The organism is Pseudoalteromonas piscicida (assembly GCF_000238315.3).
Taxonomy (GTDB): Bacteria; Pseudomonadota; Gammaproteobacteria; order Enterobacterales; family Alteromonadaceae; genus Pseudoalteromonas; species Pseudoalteromonas piscicida.
Map to the genome: position 1 here is coordinate 323,308 of NZ_CP011924.1, position 22,411 is coordinate 345,718.

Below are 22,411 nucleotides of genomic sequence, written 5' to 3' on the forward strand. Positions count from 1 at the left end.
CGGTTACAAAATATACTAACTTAGGAACAAAATAGAGTTGTAAAAGAATGTTATCGTAGCGGGATTTTTTGTTATGCCGGTTTTTGTGCGTCAATTTCATCAACTTCGCAATATTTGAATATTTATCTTTGTTTGGAATTTGTAACCTCTCCATATAAGTAGTTTTATCTTGCCATGTTATGGCAACTGAGGATTAGTTTACATGAAAGATAAAAATCAATTAGGGCTTGTGCAGCTCGCCGAGATGCCCATATTAGCGCTGTTTATTCGAACCTGTATTCCCATTTGTATCGGTTTACTCGTTGTGGGTTTATATGCCTTGGTCGACGGCTGGTTTATTAGTCGCTATGTGTCAGAGATGGCATTTGGCGCTGTGGCCATGGTTTACCCGCTGCAAGTGTTAATGATAGCGCTAACCGCTATGGTATCTGCAGGTATGGCGGCCACAATTACAAGATTAATCGGTGCAAAGCAAATGGATAAAGCCGCGGAGGTTATCGGTCATGGACTGATAATTGGCGGTATAGTTAGCGTGGTATTCTTGATACTTGGTTGGCTTTATCCACTTGAGCTTTTATCACTTTTGCAAGTGGAAGCGGTTTTTGTAAAGGATGCGCTTAGCTACTTACAGCCGTTATATCTTTGTGCCATTAGCGGAGTTTTATTGCCAATTGTGGCTGATATGTTCCGTGGTCAGGGTAAACCGCAGTTGATGATGCTGTTGTTATTAGTCTCGGCTGTGTTCAATATACTGCTTGATTATCTATTTATCGCGCAATTTGGTTTGGGGGTTGCAGGTGCGGCATATGCGACAATCGCAGCGCAATTGGGGGCTTTGGTTATTGCGCTTCAGCTCAAAAGAAAGCGTACTGACTTGCTTGCGATTAAGGTGTGTTGGAAACCTCGTGCTTGGCTACCGATCCTCGCAATCGGTATGCCTATCTTAATCACGCAATTTTGCCTTGGCGTGCAAACTGCGGTGGTTAACTGGCAGCTGTTGTCTTTTGCAAACGAAAATTGGGTAGTAGCCCACGGCATGCTGGGACGTATTATTAATTTCGCAATTCTACCCGCGATTGCAATGTTGATCGCATTTCAAACTATCGTCGGCTATAACTTAGCGGCAGGACATAGTGGGCGAGTAAGAGCGTGTACGCGTATTGCTTTTTTAGGTATGACAGGATTTGTGCTGTTATTGACGCTAGGGTTGATGGGATTGCCGAGGCTATGGCTGAGCCTGTTTACCGAGGCGAGTGAATTTCTCGAAATAGGAGAGCGCGTTTTTCGCTCAGCACTTTGGGGGATGCCGCTGTTTGGTGTGGTAATTTTAGCGTCTGGATTTTATCAAGCAAAAGGTGATGCCAAACGCGCTTGTTTTTACAGCGCCTTGAAGGTGATGTTTATTCTAGTTCCATTAATCGTTATTGCACCGCACTACTTTGGCTTAAATGGTGTATTTATGGCACTTGTAGGGGCCGATTTTATAGCGGCAGGGTTAACACTTAAACTGTGTTGGCGGCACTATCAACAAGCTAAGAGCCAATCGGGAGAGATACAGCTTGCATCAATCAACTGAGCAAAAGTTAAGCGCTGAAGAGATATATTTAGGGCGGTTACAACCTGTCATTGAATGGGTGCATAGCAATCCAGAGTCGCCGCTTTCATTACAGCAAGCGGCGAGCCTGAGCCATTTTTCTAAGTTTCATTTCCAGCGCATTTTTGCAGCTGTGATTGGTGAATCTTTGAGCCAGTACACTAATCGCGTGAGGTTGGAGCGCGCGGCCAATATGCTGTTGCTAGCCGAAGAGTACAGTGTGACAGATATTGCGCTACAGTTTGGTTTTTCTGGCAGTGCAAACTTTTCGCGAGCATTTAAAGAGCACTTTGGTGTGACTCCTTCAAGTGTGCGAAAAACAGAACAACTACGTAAGCTGGTGGCAAAAAATAACATTGAGCCGGCACTTAACACGACACAACTTACCCGGATACACGCTTTAAGAGCTGAGCGACACAGTGTTATTCAGCCGGTTAAACTACACTCTATTTCACAGCTATCCTTATGTACTTTACGCGCGTCACAAGGCTACCAATTGCAAGGAATAAGCGCCTGTTGGCAGCAGCTTGCAGCGTGGGCTAGTGCACACGGACTGGATTATAGCCAAGTACAAAAGTTTGGTTTTGGTCATGATAATCCCGTTTTTACGCCACTAGATAAAGCGCGTTACGATGGCGCAATTGTGATTAACGATGAGTTAAAATCTGCGGTGACTCGGCCATATAAACTCAATGTGCTCAGCGCGGGAATATACGCAATTTTTGATTACCGTGGAGCAATTAAAGACTTGTTGAGTTTCCAATTAGATATTTTCGCAAAGTGGCTGCCACAAAGCGGATACGAGCCAGAGGATGCGCCCTTAATAGAACATTATCCGGAAGTAATTTCACGAGAAAATGAAGGCTCGCCAAGTGAAAAGGTGATTGCGCTGGAAATTTGGTTAAAGGTCAAGCCGCTAAAATTCAAATAAAATTAAATTGTTACAATACTTTATTGGTGTTTTTTTTAAACTTCACAATTCGCCCACAAACTTTAAGCATGATCAACCGTACACCAAGCGGGAGATTAAAAAAGTGGTTGAACTAGAGTTAATTCGAGTTGATAAATACAGTGAGCAGACTTTTACACATTTGCTAGAAGCGAGTCATTATCAAAAGCAAGTGGGCTCGTTTGAACTGTGTAGCGCAACCAATATCGCCTATCTCTTTTATGCAGATGGTAAGCTGGTTGGCTTTACCGTAATTGGTATTTCAAACCGCCGAGAGTTTGAAGTCAGTGCGCTTTATATTACTCCTGCCGAGCGCAGAAAGCGTTACGCCACTGAGTTTATGGCACACATTTGGTCGGTATACAAAGGCCGTTGGAAAGTGCGTATGCAAGATAAGATTGAAAGTTCGTGCGGTTTCTGGCGCAAAACCTTGGCTGACATGACCAATCAATCGCAACCGCATGGACGAGAAAGCGAGTATGAACACGCTTTTGCAGTTTAGTACCACTCCTGCTTTTCTAGCCAAAATGCACGGCCAAAACCGCCTACATATCGAACCCTAGCCACTTCAATTCGCCATAGGTGAAAATCACCGAGCATGGCATATTGCTGAGCTTTTTCGTGCTTTATTACGAATTGTGCAATCAGGTTTTCGCTATCCACTCTTGGTAGTTTGTGTGCATGCCCAAGAATAGTAACTCGCGGATTTTCAACATCTTCAACCGCGCCATCACCAAGCACCATAAACGAAAGTGCTGGGTGTTTGGCTAAATTCTTGGTGTGCTGGGCGATATCACTAATAAAGAAGTAAAAGTGATTATCTTCAAGAAAAACATACTGAGCGATAGAAGAAAAAGGAAAGCCTTTTTGATTGTTAGAGAAGGTAGATAAAAATGCGCTCCTATGGCTTTGGCATAAGGCCTTTGCTTCGTTGATTGCGGTTTCTCTCATCTTGTTATGCTCTTAAATAATACATCTTCTAACTGTTATGATCGTTAAAACTAAAAATAAAATCAAAAACTAAGTAAGCAAAACCGCAAATTTGAAGCTACCTTTTTAAAAGGTATGTTGGTAATTTTTAGAGTATTTACTTGGTTTTTTATCTCGTTTGTAACATAGTTTGTTTACTCAAAATAGAGCAATGACATTATGCTAAGTAAACTAACAATAAAACAAAAAATTACTTTAGGCTTTAGTGCATTAGGCGTGCTGCTGTTACTTGCGTGCGTGCTTGCCTATTTAGCATTGGCGCAAATAAAGTCTGCTAATCAAAATATGGGGCAAGTCACTTTGCCTATTCAGCGCAGTGCTGACGCCTTGCAACTTGAGCAGCTTAAGCTCAGCAAATTGATTTCCCAAGCTTATACCCTCGAAAGCGAGCAAGATATTAATCGGGCTCGACAGCAATTTACCACACAGCAGCAACTGTATGTTGAGCGTCAGCAACACTTAACGTCATTGACGCAAGCCATGCCTGAATTTGTCACACCATTAAAGCAAACTCTGGCGCTGGGTGAGCAGCTCAGTCGTGCCGCAGAACAAATGTTGCAGGCCAAGGCTGATGTTGTACAAGCGCAGCAACGGATCCAATCACAATATCAAGCACTGAAACAGGATAAAGAACAGGCCAGCAATGCCATGCTGGATCTTGAGTTAATCGAGACAGACAAAACACGGCAGTTGGAAGAAATGGTCGGCACCGGCGTTCGTATTGACGACATGTTGTTTACCTTGGAAAACAACAGTCAGCGGATCAGCGGATTAACCCTCGAGCAAGTAGAGCAACATCAGCAAGGCATGCTGTTCTTGTTAGATAATATTGAAAATAACTTAACGTTTTTGAAGCGCCAAGCCTATGGCATGGATGCAGATGATTTGTTAAATCAGTTTAGTGAGGGTATGACTAAGCTCAGAGAAAAGCTGGGTGAGCCTGGTCATCTTTATGTTGCGGTACAAGAGAAACTGCGTCAGCAGCAACAAGCGGCGATGTTATACAAGCAGTCAGAGCAGCATGCGTTTGCCATTTTAACTGAGCTTGAGAAAATGCAGCAAAGCGCTAATGCGGCGTTTAATCGTTCTCAAAATAATGCTGAAACCCTTATCGAGCGAGCGCAAAATACCGCCATTTTATTGGTAATTGTCTTTATTGCTTTAGGTGCGTTTATCTCGGTTTCAACCAGCCGGGCAATGCTTGGGCCGTTGGCTGCGGTGAATAAAATGCTCAAATACCTTGCTGCTGGAGACTTTTCGAAACAAATGAGTAAGCGCAGTGATGATGAATTTGGTCAGTTAATTGATAATATCAATCAGGTTAAAGACAATCTTCGTGCTTTGCTAGAGTCAATCAATAACCAAGTTCATGAGTTAGAAGGACTATCGGAATCATCATTAAGCGAAAGTAAACAAATAGCCAATAATGCGACCGAGCAAATGCGCCGCATGGATAATGCCAATCGCTTAGCGCAAAGTATTTCAGCTAGCGCTTTGGCGGTTTCCGAGCGCTCGTCAGAAAGCCTCGCGAGCATCCATACCGCTAACCAGCATAAAACCGAGGTCAGTAAATACACGCAAGACAACAAACAACATATTCTATCGCTCAGCACACGCATGAGTGAAGCGGTAGAGAGCATGACCAAGTTGACCACGCATAGCGAGAACATCGGTAGTATCTTGGATACCATTGTATCTATCGCTGAGCAAACCAATCTGTTGGCGTTAAACGCAGCAATAGAGGCGGCTCGAGCTGGTGAGCAGGGAAGAGGGTTTGCTGTAGTTGCCGATGAGGTTAGAACGCTTGCGTCTAGGACACAAGAGTCGACCAACGAAATTAACCAAATGATCGCAGCACTGAGACAAGATACACATACCGCCTCTGAGGCCATCAATTCCGGCCAGCGTGATGTTGCCTCATGTGTTAAACAAAGTGAGGCACTAGCCAGTGCCATGGATGAAATTGCCAACGCTATTTTACAGGTTACGCAGTTAAGTGAAGAAGTGAGCCAAGCAGCTGATCACCAAGCGACGGATTGTCAGCAAATTGAGCAGGTGATGCTAGATGCGCAAAGTACCGCAAACGATAATGCTCAGGCGATGCAAAGCTTGGCGAAAGGCAGCGAGTCGCTCAGTAGCTTCTCGCATCGCCTAGCCACTCTCGTGGAGCGATTTAAATTGTGAGGCGTTCTCTAAATTAACTTTATATTTAGTCATGTTGCTTATTCTTAAAAGACATATGGATAGTATGCGCTATTGAAACTTTGGAATAACAATCTTAGTATTATCGGAAGTGTAATTTAGTTTGTTCTATTGCATAATATTGGTTAAAGAATGGGTTGTGCTTGTTAATATTTCTGTTATATTCATCCGCATTATTTGATTTGGGGTGTATATGCAGCATCGTAGTCCAGCAACAAATAGTTTCCAAACAATATTAAATGAGATTGGCTTAACGAGCGAAGTGAATCCCAACAAACGTCTGGAAGACAGTATTCCGTTCTCCATTTTTACCGATCTTGCCTTATCGCTAAAGCTTGATAAGTTTGATTTAGCGAAGGCGATGGGTATATCACCATCAAGTTTGATAGAAATCGCGCAGAATAATAAGTTTTCTCGCTCACAGAGCCAGCGTTTTTATAAGATGATAATGGTGCTTGATGAAGCTTTGACGCTTTTCGAAGGAGATTGGGATTCTGTTATCTTCTTTGTGAATAATCCAGCGATATGGCTTAACGGAAGAAAACCGCTTAGCCTATTTGTGAACAATGAAGGTGTTGCGCAGGTTTCAAGTTTAATTAAGCGTCTAGAACACGGCGTAATATAGAGTAAAACTTGGCTTGCAAATAGTGCCAATTCGCTGAATTTAATAATCTATTTTGAGGCGAGAAAACCTTGTCGATAACACCCTTTAACGCGTCCTGCAATCGCCAAGGTATCTGCATCCATGTAGGCAAGGTGGAAACTTTGCTATTTAGTTACTCTAGATAAGAAGTTTTTAACGCAGTTAGCGCTAAAACTGGTTGCTAGAAAGGCATTAATTATCCGAAGCACAGGTTACTTAGTAACGCTTTGATGGTCTGGAATAAATATAAGACATCACTGCGATCTTTATACTGCCAACTACGCAGGCCAGCCAAGCCGCTGGGGAGAGCAAAATAAGTAAAGCATAACTTGCAGCCATGCCCAGTGTTGCCATGATTTTGGCCTTAAGTGGAATAACCTTATATTGCTTCCATTGCGTTAATGAAGCGCCGAACCTTGGGTGATTTAGCAGCCACAAAGCCAGCTTAGGAGAAGCTTTTGAAAAGCACGCCAAAGCCAGAATAAAAAATACAGTGGTTGGCATGACGGGCAAAACAATACCAATAACACCGAGGGCTACAAATAGGTATCCGCATAGCAGTAGGGCTATTTTTTTATAGTTGGCTAAGGCGGCTTTAAACATCATGAATAAACGTGTGCCTGGAATGCTTGGAAACGGGTGAACGCCTGGCGAGCACCTTCAATTAGCGCCTGTTCTTGCTGTTCGCTTAGTTCAATTGAGTCTATGATTTGCACAAGCTCTCGCCAAGCGCTGCCGCGACCAGCTCCTGGACCTGCTAGATATCGAGCGCCGTGCTGCGCATCAAAATTGAGCTTGGCCCCAACTTGTTTACCCAGCATGGCTGCACCTACCTTTGAGCCCTCGACTACATATAGCCAGCCGAGTGCCGAAGCGACATCGGTATTGCTGCTTACTTCTGGCCTTAAATAGGGATCAGGGATGGTGGTTTCAAGGTCGATAAAGTCTTGTTCAAGCAAACCTAAGCGGCGACGCGCGGCCAAATCAGGAATAAGCGCTAACAACTCTGGATGTTCATATAGGGCGCTCACATCTTTTAAAAAATAAAACTGTAGTCGTAAGAAATCGAGATAGCTTTGTGTATTGGCGAATGGGTCTTGCGCCATAATAGATTTGTCTACATTGTCGTGGGTATCTGCAGTTGCATGTTTTAAGTTTTGCGCTCGAGAAGGTGCAGAGGTAACGGTAGTCATTGATGCTCCAAGGTGATGTAAAAATATAGCGCTGTCTTTAAGCAAAATTACAGCGCCTAAGTATTGATTAAAGTTTGAGTTCTAAGCCAATCGAAATGGTTTGGCCAGGTTCAGGCATCGCAACGATTGAGCCGGTTGAAACCTTATACTGATCGGTCAAGTTGGTGATCGCTAGGTTGCCTTTGATGCTGTCGCTAAAGATATAATCAAGGTAAAAGTCGAGCTGATAGCCTGCTGGAATATACTCAAGTGCAGTTACCCCAGTCCCTGCCAAAAAGCCACCTGGATGATGTTTCTCAGAGTGCTTTTTGTAAGTAAAACCCGTATCAACTGTGTCGTTAAAGAGTGTCATACCAAGCGTTGCGATATAGCTTTTTTCAGGCGGCACACGAAGCGGTGTTAAACTCCCCGCGAAGCCAGTGGAATTACAAGTATCGACACCTACAGCTTCAGCCATTAAGCGCGAGCACATTTTGACGTCGGTGTACTTTGTGTAAGATAGCCTGCTGTAAAATAAGTCGCTTTGGTAATGAAGACCAAATTCCGTGCCAGGCAGTTCAAACTTATCATAGTTGGTAAAAGTGAACTTTTGATCCCATGAAGGTGCATCGGGTTTAGGTAAGAAGCCCGTAGCCAACATACTTTCAATATTAGTGTAGAAGTACTCCGCCGAGATAATTAGCTTATCCCCGTGATTGAGTAAGTTGCTAAAATCACTCTCAAAACCAATATCATACGATTTCGTTTTTTCGGGGGTGATCGGGTAATCACTGGAGTAAGAAAACACCTCATTAGAAACCGTTGTTTCGTACAGGTTTGGCATACGATATGCGTTGCTATATTTGGCTTTAATGGCAGTATTATCAAACAGTTGATAATTTGCTTGTACGGTCACATCGGCTTTAGCATCAAATGTAAGCTTTTCTCCTGTTTGATAGTCCTCATTCACCGAGTCGTGAAGGTTTACGTTCAGTGCAAGCTCTACTGGTGCAAGATCGATATTGGCATTTGCAAATAACGCTCGTTTTGTTTGCTTACCGTGTCGTGAAGTTGACTTTAATTTGAAATCATCAGAGTGCCATGGGCGCTTAAAGTTGTTTTTCCAGTCTCTATGAGGCGACAACTCTTCAGCCTGCCAAGATAGCCCGTATGTCAATGTCACAGGCGTATTTGCAAGCGATAATGCGGAGGTATTAAATACACTTACCCCGTGGCGTTTGTTGTTAAAACGGTGGAAGTATTGCCCTGCATTTTCACCTAGGTTACTGCCAAGGGCATTGTACTGTTGTAACCTCGCGCTGGTACGCCAAACGTTAACACTGAGGTCGACTAATGAGTTATTACTTGGTAAAAAGCGGTATAGTGCGCTAGTACTATTGACCAGAGCAGAGCCCGGAGCCCACTGCGGCATAGTTTCTACGCCTTCAGGAATTTCTTCGGACATCCATTGCTCTTGGCCATGCTCATCGATCACCTTCCAAAACTTGGTGTCGCCGGCTCTTTGTTTGTACCAGTAGGTGGCCAGCATTTCTCCTGCTTCTTGTTTATGGTAACGTGTGTTCACCTCTAATGATTGTTCGTCCGTAAATGCATAAGTTAGTTTGGCAAGATATGAGTCGCTTTCAAAGCTTGTATTGACGACTTCGCCATTTTGGTTAACGGGTGGTGGGATCAGAATGACTTCTGTGACTTCATCATACTGTTTTCCATGCTCGGTTGAAGGCACCCAGCGAATGTACTCTTTAGACTCAACGAAATCGTTAAAGCCATTTTTTCCGGCAAAGTAGTTACCGACCTTTTTCTTACTGTAAGCAAGCACCGCTTGTAAGTTATCCTGTTGGTAGGCGGTTGCTAGCGTAAATCCACCGCCTGCAAAATCGAGCGTGTCATTGTGGTTGCTTACCTCGTAATAACTTTGCAGGCCAAAGCTTTCCGGTACTTCAGGTGTTCTATTGTTGTTATGCGTATTAACCTTAACCAAAGCGCCATAACGCTTACCGTCTTGGAGAATATCTTGCGTGCCTAAGGTGCGGATATTGACTGTTCCGCCGATTGCGCCAGAGCCAAATGGTGATGCTTTGGCCGATGCGCCTTTTTCAACATTGACCGAGCTTATCAGGTTTGAATCGATATAGGTTCTATCCGACGAGCCCATATAGCCGCGGTTTGTGTGCGTTGATTGCAAACTGCCATCGATGAAAATTGGTACTCGTCCTTCGCCTTGGACTCCACGAATACCGATATCAAGCGCACCAGCTTCGTTTCGAATATTGTTTGCCTCTATACCTGAAAACGTTGAGAAAATATCCGAGTTAGATAAACCTTTGGTTCGAGCAATCTGTTCACGATTAAGATTGAGTTTATCGCCTTTGACAGTGATGACTTCAATATTATCTTGCGGATTTGGTGTTTGCTTGTGCTTAGCCTGAGTGTTATTGGATTGGCCTTTTGCTGGCGTTAACTCGCTAATCGCCGCTTTAATAACGATGTTATTGTCGATAATACTCGCCATTAGCGGACTACCTTTCAATGTACGCTCTAGTGCCTCGGTTAAACTTACCTCCCCTTTGAGTGCTGGGGCTTGCAGGCCATTTAATAGTTTCGCATCGGCAATTAGATTCATACTCGCAGCCTCAGCTACCTGCGTTAAGGTATGGCTAATAGGTTGCTGCGCAAGATTAAATTGATATATAGCAACTTGACTCTGCGCGGTTGCAGGCAGGCTCAGGCTAAGCCCGAGTGCAAATGCTAAGGGAGTGAGTCTTGTGTTTAAAGCAGTGCGAGTTCTCATTATGATGCGTCCAAATAAATTACCTAAGATGAAAACGAATGAGAATGAGAACTCCTCAATAAAAATCTGAATATTTTTATCTTGTCATCGAGAATTAACTATAACCACATGATTATTAGTATTTTTAACTTCTACTGGCAGGGCGTGTGGTAATAAGTTTAAAAAGCTTTCGAGCTCTGATGCTAAAAAAGTACCCGAAATTACCAATTGCTCAGTTGATTGAGCGGTTAAGGTGTAACTTATCGCATGATGTCGTTTAAATTCCTCAAATACTTCACTGAGTGGCGCATTGTCGAACACGAGTCGCCCTTGCTTAAATGCATCGACGAGATTGAGGTTTGGATCAAACTCAGTCTTAGTAATGCCGTCACTATCCACAACCGCCATTTGACCTTTTCTCAGTTCTATTTGCTGATGTTGGCTTTGCACGTTTACACGACCATGGTCCACCACAATGCGAATGCTATTGGCTTTTTTATCCACGGAAAAGCGGGTGCCTAATACGGTAATCTTTGTGCTGCCGGCACTGATCACAAATGGTCGGCTTTTGTCACTGGCAACGTCAAACAATACGCGTCCACTGAGTAGCTTATTACTGCGCCGATTGCCATCAAAATCAATAGCGAGGGAAGTTTTGGCATCTAAGGTCAGTAGAGAGTTATCGGGCAGTGAGATTGTGCGTAATTCGCCTCGAGGTGACTGATAGCTGGCGTGAAAGGTGTCTTTGTTTACTTGAAAGAACCACGTTTGATAACCAACGAAACTCAACGCAAAAAGTGCAAAGCATGCAGCAATGGCGAAGTACCGCTGAGTTGTCTTTGATTTAAGTTTAGAGTGTGTAACTGGATTCTCTAATTGTGCAATGTCTTGCTCTGAAAATTGCGATAACAGTCGCTCAACCTGTTTACTTTCTTGATAGGCTGTTTGGTGCGCACGGTTCTCACCAAGCCAACGATTGAGCGCTTGCTGCTGCGCTTTACTGAGCCCTTGCCTTTCGAGTTCCAGCCAGTGGTTTACTTGCTGTTGTATTGATACATTATGACGGTCCATTGCGATTCTCTTATTGTTTTTGTAATGCGTTACGGCAAGCAAGCATGGCAGTTGCCAAGTGTTTTTCGACCATGCTGACAGATATCCCCATTTGCTCTGCTATTTGTGGCTGGCTTAAGTTTTTAAATTTATAGAGCACAAATGCTTGCTTGGTTTTTAGAGGTAAGGAGTCGATACTTCGATTAAGTAATGCCAGTTGTTGTTGACTTGCAAGCTTAGCCTCGGGCTCATAATAACTTGGCGCGACTAATTCGAAGTCGTCGGGCTCAGCAACGGTTTGATTTTTGCGATACTGATCAATCACAATGTTTTTCGCGGCTTTAAAAAACAGTGCGCGCTCTTGCGTGTTATCCCGTTTTGGATTGCTGGTTTTATAACTTAGTATTCGGGTATACGCCTCTTGGACTATATTTTGAGCTTTGTCTTTGCACCCCACTGAACGAGCGATATAACTTAATACTTCTGAGTAATAACGTTCCAAAATACACCAGTTTGCTTTTCAAAAGTCGCGCATACTAGCATTAAAAATGATTGTTGAGAATTGTTTTTATTTGCGTTTGTTGGCTTTGAATTGTTCGCTAATATATTTTATGTTTTTAGTGCTTTTGCTTAAAAGTTGGTTGTAAGATTATGAAAAAAATTAGTTTTATTTTAAATTTCTTTGGATCCAAACACTAAACGAAGTGCTTATTAAGGCGTAGGAGCGATACCTTTGATAATGCGCTGGCAGGCACTGGGATCCATAAAATGGGGCACCGGATAATCCGGATGTGCTTCTTTTAGCGCCAGCTCTGCGAGTAGTGCTGCATCATCAGGGAGTACTTCGGTGAGCGTGGTTTGGATATGTAAATCAAGCAGTAAGCGCTTAATGTGCTCTAAAAGATCATCTGCTTGGCGCTCGACGGGATAGTCTAACGAGGTTAATCCACAGTATCTGGCGATGAGCGCGAGTTGCTGATTAATGCGCTCACCATACCAGGTTAGCACGGGCATGAGTAACACCGCATTGGCAAGCCCGTGCGGCGTACCATATTGAGCGCTCAATTGGTGTGAAATTGCATGCACGTAGCCGACAGAGGTTCTGGTAAAAGCTTGTCCTGCGTAATGGGAAGCGAGTAGTAGTTGCGCCCTTGCTTCAAGATTTTGTGGGTCTTGTTGTGCTTTGGGTAAATATTCAAAGATGGCTCTACAAGCTTCAAGAGCACGGCCGCGGCTAAACTTAAGACAGTTAATGCTCAGTAGTGCTTCAATGGCGTGGGTTAGTGCATCAATTGCCGTAGTCGCGGTGATATGTGCGGGCATACTAGTGGTTAATTCTGGTAATAACACGGCATGGTGTGGCACTAAACAAAAATCAGTCGCGGCATATTTGGCGTGATTACTAGGATCGTTAACGACGGCGGCAACAGTGGTTTCCGAGCCGGTTCCTGCTGTTGTTGGGATCGCGATATTCGGCGGTAGGCGTTTTAAGACTTTAAATAACCCTTTGAGTTTAGTCACCGGTTTGTTTGGCTTGACAGCCCGAGCACCGATCAGTTTGCCCGTGTCGAGTACCGAGCCGCCGCCAAGCGCGATAATTGCTTTACATTGATGCTGTTGGTAGACCTTTAGACCGTCTTCGACGTTTGCTATGGTTGGGTTGGGTAAAACATCTGCGTAATAATGCGTGACAAACTCTGACTCACGTAGTGTGTTTTCCACAACCTGATGCAAGTTGAGTTTGAGCAGCACTTGATCGGTCACGACTAAGACGTTATCTCCACTTTTTAACCCCAGCGCCTCAATGGCGTCTAACAACCCCGTTTTTCCCTGATGTAATTTGGGGTTCGGGATCCCGATAAAAATAACAATGCACTTTAGGGCAAAGTGGTAAATACGGTAAAACCAACTCATTGCGATCCGTCTAATTTTGTTTTTGTATCATTTAAAAAATATAGACGGATCATCACTGAATTGCTAGCAAATTTTCGGCTAATTTGTAGTGATTTGCTGCGAAACTAGCTTTTCTTCTTTAATTGGTGTTTTGGGTTTGTCCATCTCAAATGCTTCTATCATGAGCAAAATATGGGCCGCGCTCCATGAAAAGTTCGGTGCACCTTGCTGCTCGCCGGTGAGTGGATTGTAGTTTTCGCGAATAGGCGCGTTTTGCAGCAGACCATCCGCATTTTGCATAAATCGCTGAAGCAAAGTGTTCGCTTCAGTTTCATAGCCATAATAACTTAGCCCCATCAAGCCAAAATACAATTGGTCAAGCCAGACACGACCACGCCAATAGATGTTTGCGCCAAATGCAGGATTGGTCTGGGATGCAGAGCCTAGAGGAATATAGGTGTTGAATTCACCGGGGCTGAGCATTACCTCAGAGACGCGTTTAGCATGATACGCTGTTGCTACTTGATTAAAGAGTGGAGCCCAACCCTCCGGGCCGCGACCACGCTCAATGATTGGTTTCCCTGCACAGCCATTTTCAAGCGGTGATGGGGCAATGCGAATGTCGTAGTAGTATCCGCTGTTATCGTCGAACATGCAGCGGTTAATATAATCGGCGATTTGCTTTGCTTGTGCTGAAAAGGTGTTGGCTTCTTGTAGTTTTGCTAAGATATTGGCGATGGTACTCAAGTTTTTGGTGTCAGAATAAAAATAACTGGCCCCGTCAACCGATTCTTGCATCAAAGAGTAGCCAAGCAGATGGTCTTGGGCGTCCATATTGCTAGCAAATTCGACTTGCCAGTCTTTAGCATCGCCACCTTGTTTCACATAGATCTCAAGCTGCTGTGGTGAGATAAAACCAAAGTTAGCAGCATCGTCTCTTCCAGACTCCCATGACGCTGCGGTCTGTGCGGGAATACTTATCTGTTTACCTTGTGTTTGCGCATCGCGATAGGCTTTTAGCCCAAAGCGGGCATGCTTTTGCTTTCCTTCATGTAGATAGAATAATAATTCACCCGCTTGGTTATTATGGTGTTTATCTATGGTTGCACCAAATTCAGGAATACCATTTTGGTTGTGATCACGGTTGCGCAGCCACCAATCGCGATAGGCGACAAGTTTAGGGTAAATTTGTGCAAGCCAAGCTTTGTCTTTGCTGGCATGGTAGGTATTCAACACCGCCCAAGCGGCCAGCGAGGGTTTTGAATTCCGTTCGCTCCAATTACCGCCATCGCCACCGCGTTCTGGTGGCAGGTTATAACCAATTAAATCGGGTAATAAGCCTTTATCTTGGGGTCTCACAGGATCGTTAGCGGCTATTTGATAGGAAAACACGGCATCAATGTTAGCCTTGGCTAAATTTGGTGCAAATAGTCTCAGTGCTGATGCTTGTTTCCAACTATCCCAAGGCCAAGTTAAATTGCCGGAAAACCAGCGAGCAGTGACCGAAGGCGATACGGTATCAAACGCGATTGCCCCTGCAGGTGCTCGCCAGTTACCAATGAGGGTTTCAACAGCTTTTATCGCCAATGTTTGTTTATCTCGTGGTAAGGTTTGGTAGCGTGCTAAATAGCCTGCCCAGCGAGCTTTAGAGCGTTGCCAATACGTAACTGGGGATGAGAGAATTTTGGCAACGATTTTTGCTGTTCGTATGCGTTCTTGTTGATTGTGGACATAACTGATCGCGGTATAAAACTGTAGATCACCTGAGGTTTGCGCCTCGCTATAATAACGGTTTTTTTTCACCTCATTTTTGAAAGGGATTGTGCGGGTGATTGAGTACTCGTTGCTACCAGAGGTCAAAAGCGCCCACGGATCGCGAACACGACCAAAAGTGGTACTGATCCCACTTTTGCTGGCAATCATGGTTGGTGCGAGCTTAGGGTATTGTTGGTCCAGTGTTTGTTGTTCATTAAGCTGGTGGAGTAATTTGCCATCTAATTTTAAAGTCAGTCGTTGCTTTGTATGAATAGTGGTTTGAATAAGAGAAACACGCTCACTTACAAAGCGTAAGCGGATCGTCACCGTCGCGAGCTCATGTTTAAGCGTTTGCACCAGCTCTCCGGGCAGGCTGTACTGCGCTGCATCAAATTGCAATTTGGTCTCACCATGAAAAATTTGTAGACGCTCAATACGTTCAAATAAATACGTTAAATACTCTTCGGTGATAATCGCGTTACCCGTGAAACCACCATATTCCGCAGCGCTATCAGGAAGTAAGTGACCATGCCATGCGCCGTTATCAAAAAGTGGTGAATAGGGACTATGGCCAAACTTGTCTGCGGGCTTCATTACCTGAGGGTGACCAAAGCGTGAAACCGCGTTGATGATTTTTGGGCTCGCGTACGTTTCGCATGCTACAAAGAGCACGAGTAATACCATTCCTGTGAGTACTTTCATTTTTATTTTTGAATAAAGTATACAATTTAAAAATGCTATCACAGCGACTTACAAAGTTCAGTAGCAAACGATGAATTACTCGTCGATGGGGCAGCCGACGTCAACCTTTTTTCGTTGCATCTGCACTCGTTCAGCGGCGGCACGTAGCCGATTTATATATTCTGGAGGGGCGCTGGGGTTGGCAGTTAAATAAAGGGTTTTACTTAACTCTGGGACTTCTAGCACTTTGTCCCATTGCTCCACTAAACCCATTCTAGCGGCCATTCTATCTACAAAATTTTCGGCACCAAAAATAAAGTCAATTCTGCCTCTTTCAAGCAACTCACCTGCACGACTCAAACTAGTCACTGATAGCATGTTCTTATCGGCGACAAAGCCTTGTGCTTTTAAATAGTTTTCGGAAAGTTGATCAGCCGCAACAGCGACAACATGTTGTTTGATTTTCCATATTTCCCACTCTTGCTGATCGGCGATATCAGCACGCTTATAAAATGCGACCTTTAGCTCACAAAGTGGCGCAATTCAGACATGGTTTTCTTCACGTTGCTCCGTTCTGGCGATCGAGTAGAGCAATGAATAAGGGGATTTTTTGGAGAAGGCTTTTGCGCGAGTCCAAGGCAACATATAAATTTGATAGCTTAGCTCTGCTTCCCACATAATGAGGCGTACGATATCAGTGGCAAGCCCAGTAATGGTGCCGTTCTTTTGCTCTATCTGGTACGGAGGAAAATGCTCGGTATAGATATCTACTTTTGTCGGTGCTGCGGCTAAGGCACTAAATACACTAAATATCCCTATAACGCTCCCAATTATATACTGCATACCACATTCTCAAGATCGTTTTTAACAGTATAACTCATAATTTGTTATTGGTTTTGGTTAAATTAATGTACCCATTAAAATTCCATGTTGGTGCTTTATTGGCAATTATTATATGGTTTTTTGGTGTCTTTTAAGAATTAAATAACGGCGTAAAATTGCCCTTGTTGTAGAGGAGTCGTTATGCGCTTAGTTTTGTTCTTGCTTATGTTGTTTGTGTCTACTTACTCACATGCTAGTGAAGTTGCAGTTGATTATGTGATGGGAGAGGGGGATGTAAAAGGACTGCGGCTTGGGTATCGTCCCTTGCATTATAGTTTAGCGGATTATGGTTTTGGCGAAGGTGCCTATGTTTATTTTGAGTTGAGTACCAACTATTGGGAATACGGCAAACCAAAACGCTCAGACACGACGTTTGCTATTGCACTGTCACCAGTGCTTAGTGTTCCACTGACCGAGTTTGCTGGAAAGCCGGTAAATTTTGAGTTTGGGATTGGCATGACCTACGTCAGTGATACTCGATTTGCGGGCAAAGACATTGGTGTTCACTATCAGTTTGAAGACCGCATTGGACTTAGTGTCAATTTGAATCCCAGTACTAAAGTTGGGATCCGATATCTGCATTATTCTAATGCAGGTTTGAGCGACCATAACCCCGGTCTTGATTTTTTAAATGTGTTCTACGTTAAGCAGTTTTAACGCTTAACTTCATTGAGTTAGTTTTATCTCCCTTTGTGATTTCAAGGATGAAATTTTTTCTTCATAAAATTCCAGTATCCAAGATAATAGAATGTAGTTAAGCGCTTGACCTAAACTAAGGTTTAGGAATTAGGGTTCTGCGTAAATCAATAATAATCAAGGAACATCAATGGAGAATAGCTCTGCAATTGAGCGGTTAAAGCACTTTACACCTTTAGTTTGGGTAATGCTTGTTGGTAACTTTTTCGTTCGCGCTAGTTACTACATGGTATGGCCTTTTTTGGCTGTTATTCTTTACGAAAATTATGGACTGAGTGCAACAGAGGTCGGTTTATTGCTGACGGTGTCAGCGACTTTTGCCGTATTTTTGGGGTTTTATACGGGGAATCTCGCTGATCGCTTTGGTCGCACCAAAATGCTCTACACGGCAGTGTTTGTTGGTGTGATTTCTTTTTCACTGTTGGCTGTGGCTGAGTCGTTGTGGTTGTTTGCAACTTCAGTGTTTTTAGCTTGTCTACCTAGGACGCTTTGGGATGCGCCTAGTAAAGCGTTACTTACTGAAGAACTTGCCGACGCAAAAGACAGAGAGCTTGCACTGCATTTACTCTATTTTCTCGTGAATGTGGGAGCGGCTTTAGGACCATTGTACGGGCTATGGGCAGGGCTTAATGGTGAGCAGTTTAGTTTTATCTATACTGGCATTTCGTATATTGGTTTGTTGCTCGCGCTGCTTTACTTTAGACCTAAACTGAGTGAAGCGCAGACTGTCGCTTTGCAGTCTGCCGCTCAGTCAGTGCCGAAGTTTGCAAAGTGGCTAGGGATCTTACGAAAAGATAAAGTCTTTTTAATTGTGCTCATCGCTACAACTTTAGTGTATTTGGTTTATGCGCAATGTGACTCTAGCCTAGTGCAGTATTTGACGCGTGCAGAGGTCCCCGATCTGGCTTGGCTAATTTCTAGCTTAATCATCGCAAATTCTAGCGTGATCATCGTTTGTCAGTTTCCATTACTACATCTGATGCGTAATTGGCGTATTGAAAATAGGCTCTATGCGGGTGGCGTGATATTGATCATTTCACAAGTCATGATGGTCTTGAATGATGTGCAAAATATCTGGGGATGGATTGCAGCCATGATGGTGTTGAGTCTGAGCGAAGCAATTATGTTTACTAACATCAATGTCTATATTGACAGGTTGGCACCAGATAACCTGAAAGCTAGCTATTTTGGTGCTGCTGGCTTGTGTTCATTAGGGTATGCATTAGCGCCTATTTTAGGCGGACTTATATTAGATTTTTACTCCGGTATGATGCTGTTTATCATCATGACCTTAGTATCTATCACCGCACTTGGGTTTTATCGCATTGCTGAGCTGAAGCCTAAGACGACGGCTGAAGCGATATAGCTTAGCTAACTCGGTGACCTAAAAAAGGTCACCGTTTGTTTTTATGCTAATTATCCGAATCAAAGGTTAGTTACTTTACTTACCTGCCATTTTTTGCAAGTAACCTAGACGTTGACGCTCGGCAGCCGAGGGCTTATATGGGCGCTTCTCCAGTGCGTCAAAGTAGAAATCAGTGATGTGGTATTCGGTTATTTTGCTATCACCAAACTGCGCAAGCTCTCCGGGCATTGGCGACATTCTCTCAATCACAAATGTTTTTAACGTGAACTGGGATGGGCCGGATTTAGCTGAAAAAGGAGCAAGCACCGACTGATGTGCTTTTAAGTTGAATACCTGTTTCCCTTCACTTAACTTTTGTTTTTCAACCAAATGACTGATTGGTGTGCCATCGCGAGTAAATAGATTTGCACGGATACGATAAGTACCACTTTGCTTTACTTCAAGTTGCAATGGAATTATCAAGTCTGCTTGCTCGGGGTAAGGTTTAGCAATGGCGAGCAGTGTGGCGCTGGGTTGGTAATAGCGAATACTTGCCGTTAATGCCACGGCCTTAGCCGAGCTTGGCTTGGCACGCACAACGACATTCAGCTCTTGAGGCCATGTTGTCTCGCCATCGACCGCACCAAGCCAAATACCATCAGACTCTTTGAGGCGGGTGGTGGATAAGGTTTGCTGTGATGTAGGATCAAGTATCGTTGCAGTTGCATTAGAAAATTGACTACCAGATAAACTTATCTCGATAGTAGCGGGGTGCACAAAGCGATATTGATTCAGCGATAAAGACACCTGTTCGTTGTTTTCTTCAATTGGCATTTCGACGGCATAGAAATGATTTGGATGGAGCCTATCAAAATCACCTTTGCCAAGGGGCTGTGAGTAAGGAGGTAGCGAAATACTATACTCATAATGTGCCGCAGCTGATTGCGCAGCTTGTGCCAGTGGTAGTGATTCAACCAATGATTGTTTTTGTGTTATCGCAGTTTTAGGGGTGGCGGGTGGCGTTGTTGTTGGTGTCAAAATAGGTGTGGTGACTTGTGGGGGGGCTGCTAACTCAGGCGAGGGCAGAGCTTCGCGCTGCAAGGCAAAATAGCCTGCAGTGATACAGATCACAATAAGAATGACACTAATCAACAAAAACTTTTTCATAGCAATACTCGGTTAATATAAGGAACTGCATGGAGCAGTTCCTTGGGTATAGAAATTAGCAGAATAACCGTTAAGTTACAGTGAGTTTAGTATTAACTGTGAAAAACTTTGTGAGTTAGACTCGCTAACATAACGGTAAGTCTTTTTCCAAAACCAGCTACCCGTTGTTTCTTCATAGGTGTTGTAGCTAATCGTTTTATAACCCGCGTTAAACTGAGTACGGGCCGCTGTTACTTTGCCTTGGTATCCAGCATCTGGCAGGTTACCGTGGCTATATTCCGCGCTCATTAGTAGTGGGTAGTGGTATGGCATAAAGCTAGTCACTGCATCATCTTGAGAGGCTAACTGACCGTTGATAGCAACGTTTGTACTACAACTACCAAAGTCGCCTTTTGTCGATGCACCACAAGAAGAGTGTGTTGATACAACACCATCATCATTACCTGGTAAGAAACCTGAAGTGAGGCCGTAGTAGTCGCTGGCATCAGCGACGAAACGTAGGCGAGGTGCGTTGTCACTAGGGTACTGAGCAACTTGTCGCGCGTTATTCACTTTTAAATCCCACATGATACCAAATTCTTCAGGCATGCTGCCAAGCCATGCCTCAACCGCTTGGCGAGTTAGTTCACCTACTACGCCACCAGAAGTCGCAGCGTTGATAGCAGTGTCTGCGAGTTCGCTTCCGCCACCCGCACCTGCAAGGTCAAAAGTAGCAACGATATTAAGTGGTTGAAGGCCCGCATTTTCAAGCCAAGTTGCTTGGTTATCTAAGATATAGCGCGCAACCAAATCACCCGTTGAGTGGGTAACAAAGACACAGCCTGGATTACAAGTGCCATTTTCTGCAAATGCTTTTAGCTTTGGCCAAATATAATCTGTTGCGATTTTGCCTTGTAGGCGTTCATAAGAAGGCCAATCAATACGTTCATCAGCGTGGTTTATCCAAAAAGATGACCAGTATTCTTCACCCTCAAGCTCGACGTTGGTACTGTTAGGGCGGTTAAGTTGGTCCGCTTGAAAGCCATGAATTAGAATTGTTTTATATTCAGCGGCCTGCGCGGGAGTTGCAAGTGCAGCGCCTGTTAATAACGCTGAAAGTGCAGCAGTGTATACAAAGTTAGTTTTCATTGTCTAAGTCCTTTAAAGCGCCAAGTGCCACATCTATGGTCGGCCTACAACAAAATTCCCCACTTTGTTTAATCGTCAGCTCGGGAAACTATAGGCATCACACAACTACTTTCACTACTACTGAAACGCATCTTTGTTAGTATATTATGTGGCGTGAGAAACTATTCCCACGCCGGTCTAAAAAGCTAAAATCACGCCATTTCAGGGTTGTTATGGAGTTCAGATAGCAGGTTCAGGGTTTTCTCGCTGCGGTTTACAAATGGGTTAGTCTCATCCCATACATAGCCCGCAAGCACAGAAGTGATTTGGCTCTTAATTTTTTCAGGCTTGTTGTCTGAGAAAAATAGGCGGCGCAAACGTCCGTCGTACCAGCCTTCAATGTAGGTGCGCATGACAGCAATACCTTTAAGCATATGCGCCTCATAATCTTGCTGCCAATCTGCTTCCTCGCCATTTAACTGAGCGACTATGAGATCAGCGGCGCGCGCGCCTGATTCAATCGCAAACATAACGCCAGCTGAAAATACGGGGTCAATGAATTCACTGGCGTTACCGGTTAACACAAAGTTTTTGCCGAACAGTTGTTTAATACCTTTTGAGTAGCCTTTGATCTCCTTTGGCTCCATACACAGCGCCAATCCGTCCAACATTGCTGATGCATGTTGATCGCGAGCAAGGTAGGTTAAAAAGCGCGTTTTAGCATCGCCCTCTGCACTTTCTAAATACTCAGGGTTACCAACAAAACCGACTGAAACATGACCGTCAGAGAAAGGTATTAGCCAAACCCATACATCTTCTTCGTGAACCAGAATCGTTACTTTATTGTTTTCAGCCCCAGTCTCTATGCCATCAGCAGGTTTAAATTGCGCAAACAAAGTTGCGCGAGTTGGCGCTGATGAAGGTTCATTTAAATCAAGCAGGTTTGCGAGTACTCGGCCATAGCCGCTTGAATCAACAACGAATTTGGCTTGAATTTCCTGCACATCACCGGCCTCATTGACGACCTTAATGATAGGCTCTTCTAGATCCATGTTGGCATCGACTACGGAAGTGCCAAATTCGATAGGGGCACCCATTTTTTGCACTTCTTCAGCCAGTACATTGTCAAAGTCATCTCTTGGAACTTGCCATGTCCATGTCCAGCCATCGGTGTAATTTTTAGAGAAATCGAAAAACTCTTGGAAGTCATCTTGTTTAAAATTAGCACCGATTTTCTTTTGGTAATTGCGTGCGACTAACGCATCCATAAATCCAGCATCTTCCAAATGCTGCATACTTTGTGGTAGAAGACTTTCACCGATGACATAGCGCGGAAAGTGGCTACGTTCAACGATCTTCACGGTTAATCCTGCTTGAATTAGCTTTGCAGCGGTCATTGTCCCAGCAGGTCCAGCGCCGATAATAAGTACATCTACATTTTCCTTAGCCATTTTGTAATTCCTTAATCATATATTGTGAGAAAATGTGGCAATT

The 22,411-nt window shown here is 43.9% G+C and carries 20 protein-coding genes; 7 read left to right on the forward strand and 13 right to left on the reverse strand.

Annotated elements, in window-relative coordinates:
• Positions 1-202 precede the first annotated feature (202 nt).
• From PPIS_RS01640 to PPIS_RS01650, 3 genes are all read left to right on the forward strand, one after another.
• The gene (locus tag PPIS_RS01640) at positions 203-1,576 is read left to right on the forward strand and encodes an MATE family efflux transporter (protein ID WP_010369489.1); all 1,374 of its coding nucleotides are present in this window, start codon (positions 203-205) and stop codon (positions 1,574-1,576) included.
• A complete protein-coding gene (locus PPIS_RS01645; RefSeq protein WP_010369486.1) occupies positions 1,560-2,525 on the forward strand; it encodes an AraC family transcriptional regulator in 966 nt (321 codons plus the stop codon). The genes PPIS_RS01640 and PPIS_RS01645 overlap by 17 nt, the downstream gene beginning before the upstream one ends.
• 103 nt (positions 2,526-2,628) lie before the next feature.
• On the forward strand, positions 2,629-3,045 hold the full coding sequence (locus tag PPIS_RS01650; protein WP_223229711.1) for a GNAT family N-acetyltransferase: 417 nt from the start codon (positions 2,629-2,631) through the stop codon (positions 3,043-3,045).
• On the opposite strand, the gene PPIS_RS01655 is transcribed toward PPIS_RS01650, so the two are convergent.
• Positions 3,042-3,494, reverse strand: coding sequence for a HugZ family pyridoxamine 5'-phosphate oxidase (locus PPIS_RS01655; protein ID WP_010369480.1), 453 nt, complete (start codon positions 3,492-3,494; stop codon positions 3,042-3,044). The two genes, PPIS_RS01650 and PPIS_RS01655, sit on opposite strands and share 4 nt — an antisense overlap.
• Before the next feature lie 198 nt (positions 3,495-3,692).
• Here PPIS_RS01655 and PPIS_RS01660 point away from each other — a divergent pair, with 198 nt between their 5' ends.
• Positions 3,693-5,717, forward strand: coding sequence for a methyl-accepting chemotaxis protein (locus PPIS_RS01660; RefSeq protein ID WP_010369477.1), 2,025 nt, complete (start codon positions 3,693-3,695; stop codon positions 5,715-5,717).
• A 211-nt stretch (positions 5,718-5,928) separates the two neighbouring features.
• A complete protein-coding gene (locus PPIS_RS01665) occupies positions 5,929-6,360 on the forward strand; it encodes an antitoxin Xre/MbcA/ParS toxin-binding domain-containing protein (protein ID WP_010369474.1) in 432 nt (143 codons plus the stop codon).
• A gap of 234 nt (positions 6,361-6,594) precedes the next feature.
• On the opposite strand, the gene PPIS_RS01670 is transcribed toward PPIS_RS01665, so the two are convergent.
• The 9 genes from PPIS_RS01670 to PPIS_RS01710 form a co-directional block, all read right to left on the reverse strand.
• Entirely contained in the window at positions 6,595-6,984 is a 390-nt protein-coding gene (locus PPIS_RS01670) for a YbaN family protein (protein ID WP_010369471.1), read from the reverse strand.
• Complete coding sequence (locus PPIS_RS01675; RefSeq protein ID WP_010369468.1) at positions 6,981-7,571, reverse strand: biliverdin-producing heme oxygenase; 591 nt, start codon at positions 7,569-7,571, stop codon at positions 6,981-6,983. The genes PPIS_RS01670 and PPIS_RS01675 overlap by 4 nt, the downstream gene beginning before the upstream one ends.
• 67 nt (positions 7,572-7,638) lie before the next feature.
• Positions 7,639-10,362, reverse strand: a complete 2,724-nt coding sequence (locus PPIS_RS01680) for a TonB-dependent receptor (protein WP_010369465.1) — start codon at positions 10,360-10,362, stop codon at positions 7,639-7,641.
• Positions 10,363-10,446: 84 nt separating this feature from the next.
• Positions 10,447-11,412 (reverse strand): FecR family protein, encoded by a 966-nt coding sequence (locus PPIS_RS01685; RefSeq protein ID WP_010369462.1) that lies wholly within the window; start codon positions 11,410-11,412, stop codon positions 10,447-10,449.
• Positions 11,413-11,422: 10 nt separating this feature from the next.
• The gene (locus PPIS_RS01690; RefSeq protein ID WP_010369459.1) at positions 11,423-11,893 is read right to left on the reverse strand and encodes a sigma-70 family RNA polymerase sigma factor; all 471 of its coding nucleotides are present in this window, start codon (positions 11,891-11,893) and stop codon (positions 11,423-11,425) included.
• A 209-nt stretch (positions 11,894-12,102) separates the two neighbouring features.
• Positions 12,103-13,305 carry an iron-containing alcohol dehydrogenase gene (locus PPIS_RS01695; RefSeq protein ID WP_019647281.1) on the reverse strand — a complete coding sequence of 401 codons (1,203 nt, stop codon included), beginning with the start codon at positions 13,303-13,305 and terminating at the stop codon, positions 12,103-12,105.
• 78 nt (positions 13,306-13,383) lie between these two features.
• The gene (ygjK, locus tag PPIS_RS01700) at positions 13,384-15,723 is read right to left on the reverse strand and encodes an alpha-glucosidase (RefSeq protein ID WP_010369453.1); all 2,340 of its coding nucleotides are present in this window, start codon (positions 15,721-15,723) and stop codon (positions 13,384-13,386) included.
• Between the two features lie 93 nt (positions 15,724-15,816).
• Positions 15,817-16,098, reverse strand: coding sequence for a hypothetical protein (locus PPIS_RS01705; protein ID WP_010369450.1), 282 nt, complete (start codon positions 16,096-16,098; stop codon positions 15,817-15,819).
• A gap of 165 nt (positions 16,099-16,263) precedes the next feature.
• Positions 16,264-16,563 carry a type 2 periplasmic-binding domain-containing protein gene (locus tag PPIS_RS01710; RefSeq protein ID WP_010369447.1) on the reverse strand — a complete coding sequence of 100 codons (300 nt, stop codon included), beginning with the start codon at positions 16,561-16,563 and terminating at the stop codon, positions 16,264-16,266.
• Between the two features lie 180 nt (positions 16,564-16,743).
• Here PPIS_RS01710 and PPIS_RS01715 point away from each other — a divergent pair, with 180 nt between their 5' ends.
• Together PPIS_RS01715 and PPIS_RS01720 are read left to right on the forward strand one after the other, a co-directional pair.
• Positions 16,744-17,259, forward strand: a complete 516-nt coding sequence (locus tag PPIS_RS01715; RefSeq protein ID WP_010369444.1) for an acyloxyacyl hydrolase — start codon at positions 16,744-16,746, stop codon at positions 17,257-17,259.
• A gap of 169 nt (positions 17,260-17,428) precedes the next feature.
• Entirely contained in the window at positions 17,429-18,664 is a 1,236-nt protein-coding gene (locus tag PPIS_RS01720; protein WP_010369441.1) for an MDR family MFS transporter, read from the forward strand.
• 75 nt (positions 18,665-18,739) lie between these two features.
• Here PPIS_RS01720 and PPIS_RS01725 read toward each other — a convergent pair whose 3' ends face one another.
• From PPIS_RS01725 to PPIS_RS01735, 3 genes are all read right to left on the reverse strand, one after another.
• Complete coding sequence (locus tag PPIS_RS01725) at positions 18,740-19,810, reverse strand: hypothetical protein (protein ID WP_010369440.1); 1,071 nt, start codon at positions 19,808-19,810, stop codon at positions 18,740-18,742.
• A 75-nt stretch (positions 19,811-19,885) separates the two neighbouring features.
• The gene (locus tag PPIS_RS01730) at positions 19,886-20,938 is read right to left on the reverse strand and encodes a hypothetical protein (protein WP_010369437.1); all 1,053 of its coding nucleotides are present in this window, start codon (positions 20,936-20,938) and stop codon (positions 19,886-19,888) included.
• 191 nt (positions 20,939-21,129) lie between these two features.
• Positions 21,130-22,368, reverse strand: a complete 1,239-nt coding sequence (locus PPIS_RS01735; RefSeq protein WP_010369433.1) for an NAD(P)/FAD-dependent oxidoreductase — start codon at positions 22,366-22,368, stop codon at positions 21,130-21,132.
• Between the last annotated feature and the right edge of the window lie 43 nt (positions 22,369-22,411).